At 55.6% G+C, this 14658-nt stretch carries 13 protein-coding genes; 2 read left to right on the top strand and 11 right to left on the bottom strand.

Annotated elements, in window-relative coordinates:
• Nucleotides 1-43: 43 nt before the first annotated feature.
• Nucleotides 44-2014, bottom strand: a complete 1971-nt coding sequence (locus tag KHU29_RS11745) for a hypothetical protein (RefSeq protein ID WP_211452988.1) — start codon at nt 2012-2014, stop codon at nt 44-46.
• A 510-nt stretch (nt 2015-2524) separates the two neighbouring features.
• Here KHU29_RS11745 and KHU29_RS11740 point away from each other — a divergent pair.
• Complete coding sequence (locus KHU29_RS11740; RefSeq protein ID WP_246541871.1) at nt 2525-4003, top strand: sensor histidine kinase; 1479 nt, start codon at nt 2525-2527, stop codon at nt 4001-4003.
• 29 nt (nt 4004-4032) lie between these two features.
• Here the strand turns inward: KHU29_RS11740 and KHU29_RS11735 are convergent, their stop codons facing one another.
• From KHU29_RS11735 to cyoA, 8 genes are all read right to left on the bottom strand, one after another.
• Nucleotides 4033-4530: an acyl-CoA thioesterase gene (locus KHU29_RS11735; protein ID WP_211452987.1), complete on the bottom strand. Its 498-nt coding sequence runs from the start codon at nt 4528-4530 to the stop codon at nt 4033-4035.
• A gap of 213 nt (nt 4531-4743) precedes the next feature.
• Nucleotides 4744-5280 (bottom strand): response regulator transcription factor, encoded by a 537-nt coding sequence (locus KHU29_RS11730; protein WP_211452986.1) that lies wholly within the window; start codon nt 5278-5280, stop codon nt 4744-4746.
• Nucleotides 5270-6619: an ATP-binding protein gene (locus tag KHU29_RS11725; RefSeq protein ID WP_211452985.1), complete on the bottom strand. Its 1350-nt coding sequence runs from the start codon at nt 6617-6619 to the stop codon at nt 5270-5272. Before KHU29_RS11725 ends, KHU29_RS11730 begins: the two co-directional genes overlap by 11 nt.
• Nucleotides 6609-7508 (bottom strand): SURF1 family protein, encoded by a 900-nt coding sequence (locus KHU29_RS11720; protein ID WP_211452984.1) that lies wholly within the window; start codon nt 7506-7508, stop codon nt 6609-6611. Before KHU29_RS11720 ends, KHU29_RS11725 begins: the two co-directional genes overlap by 11 nt.
• Nucleotides 7505-8023, bottom strand: coding sequence for a cytochrome o ubiquinol oxidase subunit IV (gene cyoD / locus KHU29_RS11715; RefSeq protein WP_211452983.1), 519 nt, complete (start codon nt 8021-8023; stop codon nt 7505-7507). Before cyoD ends, KHU29_RS11720 begins: the two co-directional genes overlap by 4 nt.
• Nucleotides 8020-8664 carry a cytochrome o ubiquinol oxidase subunit III gene (gene cyoC, locus KHU29_RS11710; RefSeq protein WP_211452982.1) on the bottom strand — a complete coding sequence of 215 codons (645 nt, stop codon included), beginning with the start codon at nt 8662-8664 and terminating at the stop codon, nt 8020-8022. The genes cyoD and cyoC overlap by 4 nt, the downstream gene beginning before the upstream one ends.
• Nucleotides 8657-10660 carry a cytochrome o ubiquinol oxidase subunit I gene (gene cyoB / locus KHU29_RS11705; protein WP_211452981.1) on the bottom strand — a complete coding sequence of 668 codons (2004 nt, stop codon included), beginning with the start codon at nt 10658-10660 and terminating at the stop codon, nt 8657-8659. The genes cyoC and cyoB overlap by 8 nt, the downstream gene beginning before the upstream one ends.
• Before the next feature lie 117 nt (nt 10661-10777).
• The gene (cyoA, locus tag KHU29_RS11700; protein WP_211452980.1) at nt 10778-11716 is read right to left on the bottom strand and encodes a ubiquinol oxidase subunit II; all 939 of its coding nucleotides are present in this window, start codon (nt 11714-11716) and stop codon (nt 10778-10780) included.
• 222 nt (nt 11717-11938) lie between these two features.
• Between cyoA and KHU29_RS11695 the strand changes: the two genes are divergently transcribed.
• Nucleotides 11939-13288 (top strand): MFS transporter, encoded by a 1350-nt coding sequence (locus KHU29_RS11695; protein ID WP_211453054.1) that lies wholly within the window; start codon nt 11939-11941, stop codon nt 13286-13288.
• Between the two features lie 145 nt (nt 13289-13433).
• Here the strand turns inward: KHU29_RS11695 and KHU29_RS11690 are convergent, their stop codons facing one another.
• Nucleotides 13434-13763, bottom strand: a complete 330-nt coding sequence (locus tag KHU29_RS11690; protein ID WP_211452979.1) for a CCDC90 family protein — start codon at nt 13761-13763, stop codon at nt 13434-13436.
• Between the two features lie 121 nt (nt 13764-13884).
• Complete coding sequence (locus KHU29_RS11685; RefSeq protein WP_211452978.1) at nt 13885-14649, bottom strand: helix-turn-helix domain-containing protein; 765 nt, start codon at nt 14647-14649, stop codon at nt 13885-13887.
• Between the last annotated feature and the right edge of the window lie 9 nt (nt 14650-14658).

The raw sequence follows: 14658 nt of genomic DNA, 5'->3' as shown, positions 1-14658 counted from the left end.
TGCACACTTGTTGCACGCTTATTGCGAACTATCGAATCAGGCGTCAGGGCGCAATCCGGCTGATGCGCGTTGCCCAGTTAGTCAGGGCGACGCGGCTCCCGTTGCAACTGAACAGCGCTGCAGGATCGGTGTATTGCGCCAGCGTGCACGCATGCGCGATGTATTCGTTGGCTAGCCAGATATCGTTGCCGTCAACCGCCGCCGCGCCATAATCGCCCCAACGGCTACGCGGCGTCCCAAAGGCATTATAAGAGCCGAATTCGTCGTCAGGCCCGAGTCCGTTTGCAATGACCTTCACCGTTTCGCCTCGATGACCATTGTCGCGGTTGAAATGAATATAACCTGCACTCGGATAATGGTCTGCTCCTGCCACGGTAAAGCCGATCACTCCTTTACCGTTAGGTAAAGCAGCGATGGCCGGCCGCGTAACGCTGTTACCGGCAATCGCCAGCTGGCCCTGCTTGATTACCGATGCACCGGTGAGGTTGGCTGAAACGGAAGGATTCAACACATAGTAGGCAATCCCGGTCCGCTCCTGGCCGGCGACATTGACGACGGTATCGAGTGCGCCATACAAACGGTTACCTGTGAAAAACACCTGTTGCATGCGCGAGTCGTTCGGATCGATCGCCGCCAGGGTTTCCGGGACTGCCGGCTGGACTGCGGTGAGATAATTCCAACATCCAACGCCGGCAGGCGTCACCAGGCTGCGGTCGTTCAGGCAGTCCCTCAAAGGCGCGCTTCCTGGTTTCTGCGGGATTGCGGGTGGTACGCCATAGGTATCAACGTTGACGACATTATGCAAAAGCGTCAGCGCTGGCGTTGCGTCGTCCAGCGATTTAGTATTGCCGACTGCCCACACCCGCAGGCGATTGTCATTGCCGGAATTGGAAAACACTGCGACCGAACTCAAGAGATATTCGGTACCCCGGTTACTACGCTCAAAATCACCGGCCGGAGACACTGCAGGCCATACAGTGAATCCCGGGTTGCCGTCGAGCAGATAATCGGCAGTATCAAGCTGCACCACTTGAATCGAAGCAGCGCCACTGATCAGCGCCTTTTTCGATATTGCATATATCTGCGCGCTGTTGAATCCGCCGGAAAACGGGAATTCGTTGGTTGTCAGGTAGATGCCATGGGCGTCGGCGCCGATGTGCGGATAATCGCCCAGGCATGGGCAATTTGGATGTTGCGGCGAACCCTGCGTGCCATCGTCTTGCACTGCAATCTTATACACAGTCCAGCTGCCGAGCGGATCGGCTGACGAGCTGACCGCAAGGTCGAGATGATTGGCACCGGTTTGCGCGCCCGTGGCGGGATCGGTGTCCAGCGTCAAGACGAGGTGGAACCAGCGTTTTACGTCCGGATCGAAATAACAGGCCGGGTCGGTAATTGAGGGCCCAAAAGCTCGTGGATGGACCTGACGGTTAATTGCTGGCGCATATCCATAAAATGCATTGAGCGCAATATCGCCGCTTAATGCAACGCCTTTACGGTTATAGACCTTCATGACGTCGTTTAACGACTCCATGACGTAGCCGTTCCCGGCACAGAGTCCCTGATCCGGCGGCTCAATCGAAAACTGGTTGCCGCTGCTTGCAAGTCGCTGGTTACGCGAATTTTCGCCGTCAAAACTGAGTTGCACTCGACGGTCTGGCACATCTTTGTTTAATGCTTCGGTCCACTCGCCTTTTCCCTGTGCCTTGGCGATACTGCGGTTTATCTTGAACTTCGCTACCCGCGCGAGCACGCCGGCGGTGCTTTGCGTTCCTTTTATTCCCGCTGCACCTGTAGTGCCTGCAGCAGTGGGACCGTCGGCGAGATTAGGGACGTTCGAAAATGTCGGCGATGTTTCCGGTGATGACAAGCCATCGACGCCGACGGTAGTGGCTGGAATGTTGACTGTGCCGCTGCTGGGTATTTGTCTTATGGTGTTGGCGCCGAAAGCCGAGCCTATGGAAAAACAGGCGAAACTGAGAATTAATCCTAATCTACTAAAATTCCGATTCATTTTCTTCTCCAAAAATTGTCATTTTTGAGCCTCTTCAGGGTAAAGAAAAAACCTTGCTTTGCAGACCGCCGCCTACTGTGTATCAGCATTGAATTAATAATTGGCAATATTTGCCGTGCGGAAATTATATATACTTATTCGCGACGCAGGATACATTTCTGCCATATCAAAAAAACAAAATAATTGGTCAGGTGCGGCAGCGTGCCCGCAATGGAAAGGATGTCATTGGGCAGTTGCGTGCAGGCGCAGCCGCCAGGTAACACAGGAAGCGCCAGCCGTGCTGGGTAGCGAAATCTGCCGAGCTAGTTATAATCATTCAGGAAAAATGCCATTTATGCCATTTGAGTGATATATTTCCTCATTGCAACTTATTGTTTGGGTGAGGAACAGCTTAATTTGCGCGTATTTGCGTATATTTATCCCGGCCAGACTTGAAACGACGTTATAAGTTATAGAGTAAACAACTTTCGTCTATTTCTTCACGTGGATACTTACCCTTAAATACTGCCAATGTACTCAATACTGCCCGCCTTGGTCGCATCCGTTTTTCTGGGTTACGGCCTGTACGTACTTTGTACGCAAGGTTTTACCCGCATCGGCATCAGCTTCTCGGCGCTGTGCATTATTTCTGCGTTTTGGCAGGGTACCTGGGCTGTGCTGTTCCAGGTTCACACGCCAGGCGTGGCGATGTTCCTGATCAAGTTCGGCTATCTCCTGATCCTGTTCTTGCCGACCAGCCTTTACCATTTTCTGACAGAAGTCTCGGATCGCCCGAATGAACGCCATCTGGTTTATCTGTCATATGGGATAGCTTCGATCCTGGCACTTTTCCTGATTGGAAGCGACCTCTTCGTTGCCGGCTATTATGAATATTTTTGGGGATACTATCCGAAGGCAGGAGTACTCCATCCGATCCATGTGCTGCAAACCGTTGTGGTGGTATGCCGCGGCCTCTATATCACCCTTCTTCAGCAAAAAACTGCGCCGCCGAATAAGCGCATCAGGCTGCGCTTGTGCATCGCCGGCATACTTACCTATTTTTTTGCGGCCGTCGATTATCTGTGTAACTACGGATTCGAGTTTTATCCGCCTGGCGTGTTGTTCATCGCGGTCAGTCTTGGCATCATTACGGTAGCCATTGTCAAGTACGGCCTGTTCAATCCGATGGCAATTGCCGCCAGCGTCGCCCACGAGATGCGTACCCCGCTGCTGTCGATCCGCAATCAAGCGCAGGGAATCAACAAATATATCCCGACACTTCTCGATAGCTACCAACTGGCGGTTGCCAATAATCTTTGCGCCCCCTCTTTGCCGCCGTTTGCCTTGAACTATCTCGCCACCATAGGCAAAACGCTTACCCATGAAGTGGACAGGACCAGTGCAGTACTGGATATGATGCTGGCCTCCATCAAAATGGATCAGATCGACAAAACCTCATTTGCGCAGCACAACCTGGGACATTGCCTGAACGAGGCGATTGAACGCTATACCTACGACCGCCAGGACCGGGAGCGCATCGTTGTCAGCGTTGCTGAGGATCAGGAATTTCGATTTTATGGATCGGATACGCTGCTGATACTGGTACTCTTCAACTTGCTGAAAAATGCCCTTTACGCGATCAAGGTTGCCGGCAAGGGAGAGATCCAGATATGGACGGTGCGAGGTCCGTCCATCAATCGGTTGTATTTCAGGGATACGGGAACCGGGATTACCGGAGACGCGCTGCCGAATATCTTTGATGGATTTTTTACGACCAAGCAAAGCGGCGGCACCGGCGTCGGACTCACTTTTTGCCATCGGGTGATGGCGTCTTTCGGGGGACGCATACGCTGCGATTCCATTGCGGGCCAATATACGACATTTACCCTCGAATTTCCGATGGTGGAAAACGCGCCTGGCGAAGCGATTACCTCAATTACCCCGATTGCTTCAGCGCCGCTGCGACAAACGGAGGAAAGCAAAATACACTCTCCTCCGCATGTTCTTTAGTTCAGATCAAGCAGTTGCCAAAACAGAGGTTACTCTCCTCCATCAACTTCGTACTCACGGATTTTTTCAAGAATATGATCAGGCAAGCGCGTGATCCTCTTTTCCTTGTTGGCGAAAACTATTTGCTGATGGCCCTTCGCAACAAGCCTGCCATCTACAAAGAATCGGAACAACAATGAAAACGAGCATTGCTTGATAGCGAAAGTATTCACCTCGCACGCAATTTTTTGAAATGCAAATGTCTCGCACACATACTCCTGTTGCGCCTCCTTGGTAATGAAAACACCAAGCGATTGCAACATGTCGGCAGAAATGCACTCGAAAAACCAACGTTCGCGGCAGATCCCTTGCCATTCAAAATGCCGGGCAAAATAGATATTCCCGGTAGCATTCGAGTCTTTCAGGTAAACATCGATCGAATGATGGAAGGTTTTTGGCAGGCCGGGCCGCAAAATGATAAACGGCAACGGGGTAACTTCTGCTTTGTTTTCTTTGGTGACAGGGTGTTGGGACAGGATAGCTGACATGATGGAACTCCATAAGCAAATAGAAAAAGGCTGAAATGAACAGCCGCTATTGCCACCTCGTCTCTTCCAAGTCCGAGGAAGCAGCTTATAGTGTTGCTTAAATTCCATTGCTTGCAAGTAATGGGCCATAAATGGCGCCTTGAACCGCATCAACACGGAAGCAGTCGATGTGTAGTAATCGCCGTTCCCGTGAATGAGATTTAACTATTGCAGTTATTTGATGCGTTGTTTCTCCAGCTTGCGCGCCAACGTACGCCTGTGCATTCCCAGGCGCCGCGCGGTTTCGGAAATATTGAAGCCGGTTTCCACCAGCACTTCGTGAATCCGCTCCCATTCGAGGGTCTTGATCGACGTTGAACGATTGCTTAGCTCAATCTCGCCAACGCCGGCTACATGGCCGAAAGCAGCTTCGATATCGTCGGTATTGGACGGTTTGGCCAGATATTGGCAAGCGCCAAGCTTGATGGCCTCTACCGCCGTGTTGATGCTGGCGAAACCGGTCAGCACCACGATCAACATGGCCGGATCATGCTTATGCAGCATCTGGACGCAAGCTAGTCCTGATGTGCTGTCGTTCAACTTGAGATCGACCACAGCATAGCCCGGCGAATGCTGGCGCAGCAGCGCGGCGGCCTCGTCCAGATTCGTCGCCAGCAATACGGTGTAGTCGCGGCGCTCGAATGAGCGGCCGAGCGTGCGGGCGAAGGTAGCGTCGTCTTCGATGATCAACAATAGACGATCAGTCGCCATGTGGTGTTTCCTCTTCAAGGCTTATCGCCGCCAGAGGCAGGGTAAGCTGGACCAGCGCACCGCCCTGCTCCCGATTGCGGGCCGTCACGGTGCCGCCTAGTTTGCGGGCGACATTGACGACGAAAAACAGGCCCAGGCCACTGCCGGGGCGCCCCTTGCTCGACTGATAGGGTTTGCCTATCTGGGCCAGCATCGCGGGAGCAAAACCGGGGCCGGTGTCGGTCACCACCAAGGTCAGCGCATCGGCTTCCCGGGTAGCTTCCAGGCTTACCCATTGCGACGATGCTTCGAGCGCATTGTCGAGTACGTTGCAGATCATCTGCTTGAGGGCGGAATCGAACGCCACCGGCATATCTTGCGCTATCCGGTTTTCATAGGCAAACGAGACAATCGGCCGGGTCGCACACCACTCTTTGGCCAGGTCGTTCAAAAAAGTGCTGATAGTGGTCTTCACAGACGATTCGCCACGCGCCTCGCCGGCCGACAGCAGGATGCCGCTGACAATGCTCTTGCAGCGCTGCAGCTGGGCCTGCATTTCACCGATCTCTTCCAGTAATTCGCTATTCTTGCTGAATTCCGGCATGCGCCGCCAGTCGCCCAGGATCACGGACAACGTGGCTAGCGGGGTGCCGAGTTCGTGCGCAGCGCCCGAAGCCAGCAGGCCCATTCGCACGATATGGTCTTCCTCCGCCGCGCGCTGGCGCAAATCGGCCAGCTGGGCATCGCCGGCCCGCAGGTTGCGGCCGATGCGGGTAATGAAGAACACCAGCAAAGCTGCATTCAACACGAAGCAAATCAGCAAGCCCTCGACATACAGGCTGGACAAGGCATTGCCATGCTCGGGCGGCAGCGTCAACGGGTCGGAAAACAACGACAATCCGGCCAGGCAGGCGCTGGTGATGGCAACGATGATCCAGGTCGACCAGGTTTCCAGCAATACGGCGCTGAGAATCACTTGCAGCAGATAGAGGAAGGCGAAAGGATTGCTGGTTCCTCCGCTCAAAGACAGCTGGGCGGTCAGGATGCCGACGTCGACCAGCAGCGCCAGGAACAATTCGCCATTGCTGGCTACCCGCCGTTCATGCCAGCGCAGATGGCTGGCGATGTTGAATGCTACGAGGCAGGCCAGCACCTTCAGCATATCCGGCAGCGGCAGTTGAATGCCGAAACCGACGATGACGATAGCAATGGTCGTGATCTGTCCGACCACGGCAATCCAGCGCAGCTGGATCAGTTGCAGCATATTCTTGTGGCCGGCGGCATTTTCAACGCCAGCCGCTACCGTTCCGCGGTGTTTCAACTCTTCTGTCTTTGCAAGAATATCAATTTTACTTGCCATCTTCACGTCTGCCATCCTCACCTTCACGGTCGATACTATCAGTATTGGCGGCGGCATTGCGGCGCGAATTCCGTTCCTCGCGACCAACCCAAAAACAGGCGCCCGCCACCATCAAGGCAAGAGCATACCAAGTGAGAGCATAAACCAGATGATTATTGTGAAAGGCAATTACCGTTAAACCACCGACCGGATACTGTTGTCCATTGGGGCCGGGGCCGGGGCCGGGGCTGGGGCCCGGGCTGGCAATGGCTTTAGTTACGCCCGTCGCGTCCGCATCCACGAAATAAGGTGCTGTCTGCGTCAGGCCGCGTGCCGCTGCGATGGCTTGTACGTCGCGCGAAAACCAGCGATCGGCAGCAGGATCATTGTGGCGCAGGAAGCCGCCGCCCGGTTCGCTCATGCGCAAAAGCCCGGTAACTACCGCGACACCGCTGTTCGTAGTGTCATGGTGATCGTTTTCCTTGGCGGGGATGAAACCGCGATTGACCAGCACCACGCTGCCGTCCGCGCTGCGGAGCGGCGTCAGCAGCCAGAAGCCGCTGCCAAGCTCGGTAACAGCCTGGACCCGCGCTGTGAGCGCATAGAGGAAGGTGCCTGTAAGCCGGACACGCCGATATTCGTCGGCGTCGGCATTGATTTGCTGCCAGCGCTCGGGGCCGGGAGCGGCAACGGCTGGCGCGTGGACCCTTTGTTCAACCCGCTCGATGAGATCGAGTTTCCATTGCAGGCGTTTGAGTTGCCAGGTGCCGAGTGCGACAAAACCGGCAAACATTAGCCCGCCGCAGATGGCCAGCAACAGCGGCACGGTTCTGGAGCGAGAGCGAGACTGGGGCGTAGCAGTTGCGGCCCCCTTGCCGTCCGTCACAGTGCCGTGCTGCGGCTGTTTCATTGCATCTTCATATTTGGCATGTTGTGCATATCTTCCATGCTGTGTGTGCTGTGTGTGCTGTGTGTGCCGTGTGTGCTCGGCATGTTCGACATGTCGTGCATCGACTCGGGGATAACTTCCGTCGAGTCAGGCATCATGCCCGGCATCATGTTGTGGTTCAGGTGATACATCACCCACAACGAACCGCTCAGCATGATGAACAGCAGCATGATCGTGAAGATCAGCGCCAGCATCGACCAGCCGCCTTCGGATTTGGTGTTCATGTGCAGGAAATACACCATATGCACAACGATCTGCACCGCGGCGAAGCCAAGCAGAACCAGTCCCATGGTGCTGGACTTGTCGATGACTTTACCCATCACTAGCCAGAAAGGAATGGCCGTCAGGATCACTGCCAGTATGAAACCGGTGGTGTAGCTTTTCAAAGTGCCGTGATCGGCATGCGTCTGGCCGTGATGACCGTCGTGACCATGGCCGACTACGCGGGCCGGGTGTTCTTGATGTCCGCCGCTCATGGCAAAACTCCCATCAGATAGACAAAGGTGAAGACGCCGATCCAGACCACGTCCAGAAAGTGCCAGAACATGGACAGGCACATCAGGCGCCGGCCGTTCTCAGGGGTCAGTCCATGGCGCTTGACCTGGAACATCAGCGTGATCAGCCAGACGATGCCGAAGGTGACGTGCAAGCCGTGCGTTGCCACCAATGCGAAGAATGATGTCAGGAAGCCGCTGCGTTGCGGTCCTGCGCCTTCATGGATCAGATGCGCGAATTCATACAGCTCGATGCCGATAAAGCAAGCGCCGAACAAACCGGTCACTGCCAGCCAGGCCAAGGTAGCGCCCTGGCGTTTGCGCTGCATCTCCAGCATGGCGAAACCATAGGTGATCGACGACAGTAACAACAACGTCGTGTTGATTGCCACCAATGGCAGGTCGAACAGCTCGGCGCCCGTCGGGCCGCCTGCATAGTTACGGCCGATTACGGCGTAGGTCGCAAACAGGCAAGCGAATACCAGGCAATCGCTCATCAGGTACAGCCAGAAACCGAGCAAGGTGCCGTTTTCGGGATGATGCTCGCGTACGAAAAAACGCGAGCTCAAAGAGCCGGAGTTAGCGCCCATGGCGCCGGCGGAAGTTTGTGTAATCTCAGACATGGCTACCCAGCAAGCGTGTGCGTTCACCCTCGGTACGGACGACTTCGTCCGCCGAGATGTAGTAATCGCGGTTGTAGTTGAAGGTGTGGGTGATGACCGCGGCCACCAGCGCTGCAAAGCCGAGGCCGGCCACCAGCCACATTTGCCAGATCAGGGCGAAACCACAGGCTGCGGCGAGCCCGGCGATGATGATGCCGGCAGCGGTATTCTTCGGCATGTGGACGGCGGTAAAGCCATCCAGCGGCCGGGTGTAGCCCTGGCTCTTCATGTCGTGCCAGGCGTCATTGTCGTACACCTTCGGTGTGAACGCGAAGTTGTAGTCTGGCGGCGGCGACGAAGTCGACCATTCCAGGGTGCGCCCGCCCCATGGGTCACCGGTGGTGTCGCGCAGCGCTTCACGATTGCGATAGCTGACGATCAGCTGCACCACGAACGAGCCGATGCCAAGGGCAATCAATACCGCGCCAACCGCTGCGATCTGGAACCAGATCTGCAGTGACGGATCTTCGAAATGGCCGAGGCGGCGTGTTACACCCATCAAGCCGAGAACATACAGCGGCATGAAGGCGACGTAGAAACCGATGGTCCAGAACCAGAAGCTGCATTTGCCCCAGAAATCATCCAGCTTGTAGCCGAACGCTTTCGGGAACCAGAAATTGATGCCCGCAAACATGCCGAACAACACGCCGCCGATGATCACATTATGGAAGTGGGCGATCAGGAACAGGCTGTTGTGCAAGACGAAGTCGGCTGGCGGCACCGCCAGCAGCACGCCGGTCATGCCACCGATGACGAAGGTGATCATGAAGCCGATAGTCCACAGCATTGGTACTTCAAAGCGGATGCGGCCGCGATACATGGTGAACAGCCAGTTGAATATCTTGGCGCCGGTCGGGATCGAAATGATCATCGTCGTGATGCCGAAGAAAGAATTGACGCTGGCGCCGGAACCCATGGTGAAGAAGTGATGCAGCCACACCAGGTAGGACAGGATGGTAATCACCACGGTGGCGTAAACCATCGAGGTATACCCGAACAGGCGTTTGCTGCTGAATGTCGACACGATTTCCGAAAAAATACCGAACGCTGGCAGGATCAGGATGTAAACCTCTGGGTGGCCCCAGATCCAGATCAGGTTGACGTACATCATGGCGTTGCCGCCCATGTCATTGGTGAAGAAATTAGTGCCGACGACGCGATCCAGCGCCAACATGGCGAGCACCGCGGTCAGTACCGGGAAAGCCGCCACGATCAGCACGTTGGTGCACAACGCAGTCCAGGTGAATACCGGCATTTTCATCATGTTCATGCCTGGTGCGCGCATCTTGACGATGGTCACAATCAGGTTGACGCCGGATAGCAGCGTCCCTACCCCGGCGATCTGTAGCGCCCATATATAGTAATCGACCCCCACATCCGGACTGGCAAGAATGCCCGACAGCGGCGGATACGCCAGCCAGCCGGTACGCGCAAATTCGCCGACGAACAAGGAAGCCATGACCAGGCCGCCACCGAAGGCTGTCATCCAGAAACTGAAGTTATTCAGGAATGGGAATGCAACGTCGCGCGCACCGATCTGCAGCGGCACGACGTAGTTCATCAAGCCGGTAACCAATGGCATGGCGACGAAGAAAATCATGATCACTCCGTGCGCGGTGAAGATCTGATCGTAGTGATGCGGCGGCAGGAAGCCGGCCGAATCGCCGAAGGCGAACGCCTGCTGGGCGCGCATCATCAAGGCATCAGCAAAGCCGCGCAGCAGCATCACCAGGCCGAGTATGCAGTACATGATGCCGATCTTCTTGTGGTCGATGCTGGTGAACCAGTCGCGCCATAAAGTGCCCCACAGGCGGAAATGCGTCAGCGCCCACAGCACTGCGATACCGCCGACGGCTACCATGGCAAAGGTCGCCAGCAGGATCGGTTCGTGATAGGGAATGGCTTCCCAGGTAAGACGGCCGAAGATCAGCTTGGTCAGATCAATATTGTCTAGCATCGTTACTTTCCGGTGAAAAAGGGAAACGCGGCGCGCATCGTATATTCAGCAAATTCAGCACAAATTACAGCGCCGCCGCAGGCAGAACCAAGCGCTGCCTGCTCATGTTGCAAGCGATTAGTCATTGTGCTTGGTCATGTTCGTCATCTGATGGCCACCGTCGGCAGCCATCATTTTGTCCATGCACATCTGGCCTGGCTCGATGCAGCGATTGAGGATGGCGTGATACAGGCTTGGATCAACCGCGCCGTAGTAGCGTACCGGCTCCTTCTCGCTTGGCTTCTCGAGTTGCAGGTAATCGGCCCGATCCAGTTTGCGGCTTGCTGCCTTGGTGGTTTGCACCCAGTGCTCGAAATTCTCGGGAGTCATGCCGTGGAATTTGAACTTCATGTCCGAGAATCCGGCGCCGCTGTAGTTGGCCGAAAAACCATCGTACTCGCCCGGCCGGTTGATCACCGCGTTCAGGGAAGTCTGCATGCCCGGCATGGCGTAGATCTGGCCGGCCAGTGCGGGAATGAAGAAGGAATTCATGATGGCCGACGAAGTGATCTTGAAGCGGATCGGCACATCGATCGGCGCAGCCAGTTCATTGACGGTAGCGATGCCTTGTTCCGGATAGATGAACAGCCACTTCCAGTCCAGCGCCACCACTTCTACCGTGAGCGTCTTGGTGTCGGCGGGAATCGGACGATCCGCATCCAGGCGCGATATCGGCCGGTACGGGTCAAGGGTGTGGGTGCTGATCCAGGTCAGCAAGCCGAGAGCGATGATGATGAGCAGCGGCGCGCCCCAGATCACAAGCTCCAGCTGGGTCGAGTGATCCCAGTCCGGTTCGTAACGTGCCGCAGTGTTATTTTTGCGGTAGCGCCAGGCAAACCATATAGTCAGCGCTATCACAGGAACGATGATCAACAGCATCAAAATGGTAGAGACAACGATGAGACGGCCCTGCTGCGAGGCGATGTCGCCCGACGGATTCATCACCACAGTGTTGCAACCAGCCAACAAAACAAGGGGAAGGAGGAGCAATCCGCGCCGAAATATGTGAGAAACCATAGGGGAAAAGTACCGTCAAAGCTATCAGATCGTGATAATGTACACTGACTGGTACGCGTTGGCGATTGGACGTTTTGTCCTACCCTTGCCAGTGTAGGGCTTCGAGGATAATGAAGCTTAAGAGTTTCATTATTTGCAAGTGCTGCACTTCATCATCGGAAAGGGTTCGACACGGCTGGTTGGCGTGCCAATAACAGAAACCTAATAAGAGACAATATTATGATGACGAGCACCCATAGCCATAATGGCGAAGTTTCCGCTAATTTCTCGTCGCATTCGGCCGTCAGTGATGGGCGAAATGCCAAATCAGATCATTCAAAAATCGCCCCGGGCGAGATCGCTATCGGCGTAGTTATTGGCCGTGCGTCTGAATATTTCGATTTTTTCGTCTACGCCATGGCCTCGGTGCTGGTATTTCCTTCTGTTTTCTTTCCGTTTGAGCAGCAACTGGAAGGCACGCTTTACGCCTTCGTGATTTTTTCCTTTGCCTTCCTTGCAAGACCTTTCGGCACCGTGCTGTTCATGGCGATCCAGCAACGCCTCGGGCGCGAGGTCAAACTTACCGCGGCGCTCTTCATTCTAGGTATTTCCACGGCCGGCATCGCCTTCCTGCCGACGTTCCAACACCTCGGCTTCGCCTCGATCGTCCTGCTGTCGCTGTTGCGCATCGGCCAGGGTATAGCACTGGGCGGCTCCTGGGACGGCCTGCCCTCGCTGCTGGCGCTGAATGCGCCGCAAAACAAGCGCGGCTGGTACGCCATGCTGGGCCAGTTGGGTGCGCCGGTAGGCTTCATGATCGCCGGCGGCCTGTTCGCCTACCTGATCTCGAACCTGACCACGGAAGACTTCCTCGACTGGGGCTGGCGCTATCCGTTCTATGTCGCGTTTGCCATCAACGTCGTGGCGCTGTTCGCCCGCTTGCGCCTGGTTTCGACCCCGGAATACGCTCATCTGCTCGATGAACGCGAACTGGAACCGACCAATGCGCTCGAAATGACGCGTTCGCAAGGCCGCAATGTCATCATCGGCGCCCTGGCCGCCTTGGCCAGTTACGCCCTGTTCCATCTGGTCACCGTGTTTCCGCTGTCATGGATCAGTCTGTATTCGATGCGATCGGTGAGCGACTTCCTGATCATCCAGGTCATTGGCGCGGGGCTGATGGCGCTTGGCGTGATCGCCTCCGGCTTGATTGCCGACCGCTTCGGACGTCGCACCACCCTTGGCACTTGTGCCTTGCTGATCGCGTTGCTTAGCGCCTTTGTACCAAGCTTGATGAATGGCGGCGAGTTTGGTCAAAACGCATTCATCCTGCTGGGCTTCAGCTTGCTTGGACTGTCCTATGGCCAGGCTGCCGGCGCAGTCACCGCCAATTTCCCTGCAAAATACCGCTATACCGGCGCCGCCCTCACCTCCGACCTGTCCTGGCTGGTCGGCGCGGGCTTTGCTCCGCTGGTGGCGCTTGGACTGTCCGCGCATTTCGGTTTGGCTTATGTCAGCTTTTACCTGCTGTCGGGTGCGGCTTGCTCACTGGCTGCGCTCAGTCTTAATCGCGCCCTGGAAATCCGCGATTAGTTAGAGCCTGCCATCCAGACTTAACTAACGTGCATGCATCAATCTGGCATCACGAAGCGGGTCAGTGTCCAGGCACTGGCCCGTTCTGGTTTTGACTGCAGCTGGGATAGAGAAGGTCAATGGCGGGATGATGATGTAGATTTGATCAGGCACCCCATTTAGACAACACGGTAAAAGCGCCAAGTGTGCATACAACGATGCCGCCTAGCTTGATAGTTAAGCGTAGCTCCAACTTTTCAAGCTTAGCGTCAATGCGCGTCTCCATTGCGTGCATATCTTTACGCACGCCATCAACATCACGCCTCACGTCACCTACATCACGCCTCACATCATCAAGGTCACGTTTGGTCGCGACATCGGCCGCCTCATGCGAATCACGAACAGCATCAGAAAGTGCTTCGGCCTGAGAAAAAGGGATTCCAGCAGCCTCCAGTGTCTTTACAAATTTCAAGGTATCAAATGTTACGGCTGCCATGCGACCTCCGGTCCTGACGATTTCATCAGAGTACCTGACATGACCTGATGGTGCCTATAAGGCATTAACCTAACTGATACGTAGAACGTAGAGTGGGCACGTTGTTGTGCCTACCTGGCGTCTACGTACCGACCCGCTTCGGTTTCGCCGGCAGTCCACCGAGATCGATGTGGCTCGAAGCAATCATCAGCGAATACCACGCTTTCGGCGCCGGCGAAGCATTTCGCTCGGCATCCCCAAGCAGCCGGATATTGCGCTGAAAATCGCGAATCATCTCTTCCAGCCGGATCAGCGAGGCATCCGACAACCGGACCAGCTCGGCTCCCCAAGGCATGCCCGGCCGCATGGCGGTTGATTTGGCATGCTCAGCCATGATCCACAGGGCGACCTGATTGCGCATCGGGCCATCCTTGCGCCATTCGACATCGCGCACGGTCAGCAGGCGCATCTCATTGCCCGGTAATAAATCAATCAGGCGTAACTTATCCAGCCGGGTCAGGTAACTGACCAATGCCGCCTGCTCCAGCCCTTGTTCTCGCCAGAGCTCGTCCGGCGACCCCGAACGCAAGATGATGGCAAACACGAACGCCAGGTTCTTATCGTCGGCCAGCGCCTGTTCCTGCTCGACACTTAGCTGACGCAAGCGCGCGTCGGCGTCGCGCGTAGTAATTTCAATTAACTCAATCAAGTTCACATCGGCAAAAGTACAAAGATCTTCGAGCCGCTCGATCGTCATGCCTTTGCACGCGAACCAGCGTTTGAGGGTGGGTTCGCTCACTGCCAGCGTTTGCGCTATCTCACGATAACCAATCCCCCGGGCGCGCAACAAACGCTTCAGGCAAGCCACCAACAATGGCAGTTGCCGATTATTTTTCTGCCTCGCCAAACCTTTTTC

Source organism: Collimonas antrihumi (assembly GCF_018304965.1).
GTDB lineage: Bacteria > Pseudomonadota > Gammaproteobacteria > Burkholderiales > Burkholderiaceae_D > Collimonas > Collimonas antrihumi.
Note: the sequence above shows the minus strand (reverse complement) of the source record. Positions and strands in the feature narration are given on the sequence as shown.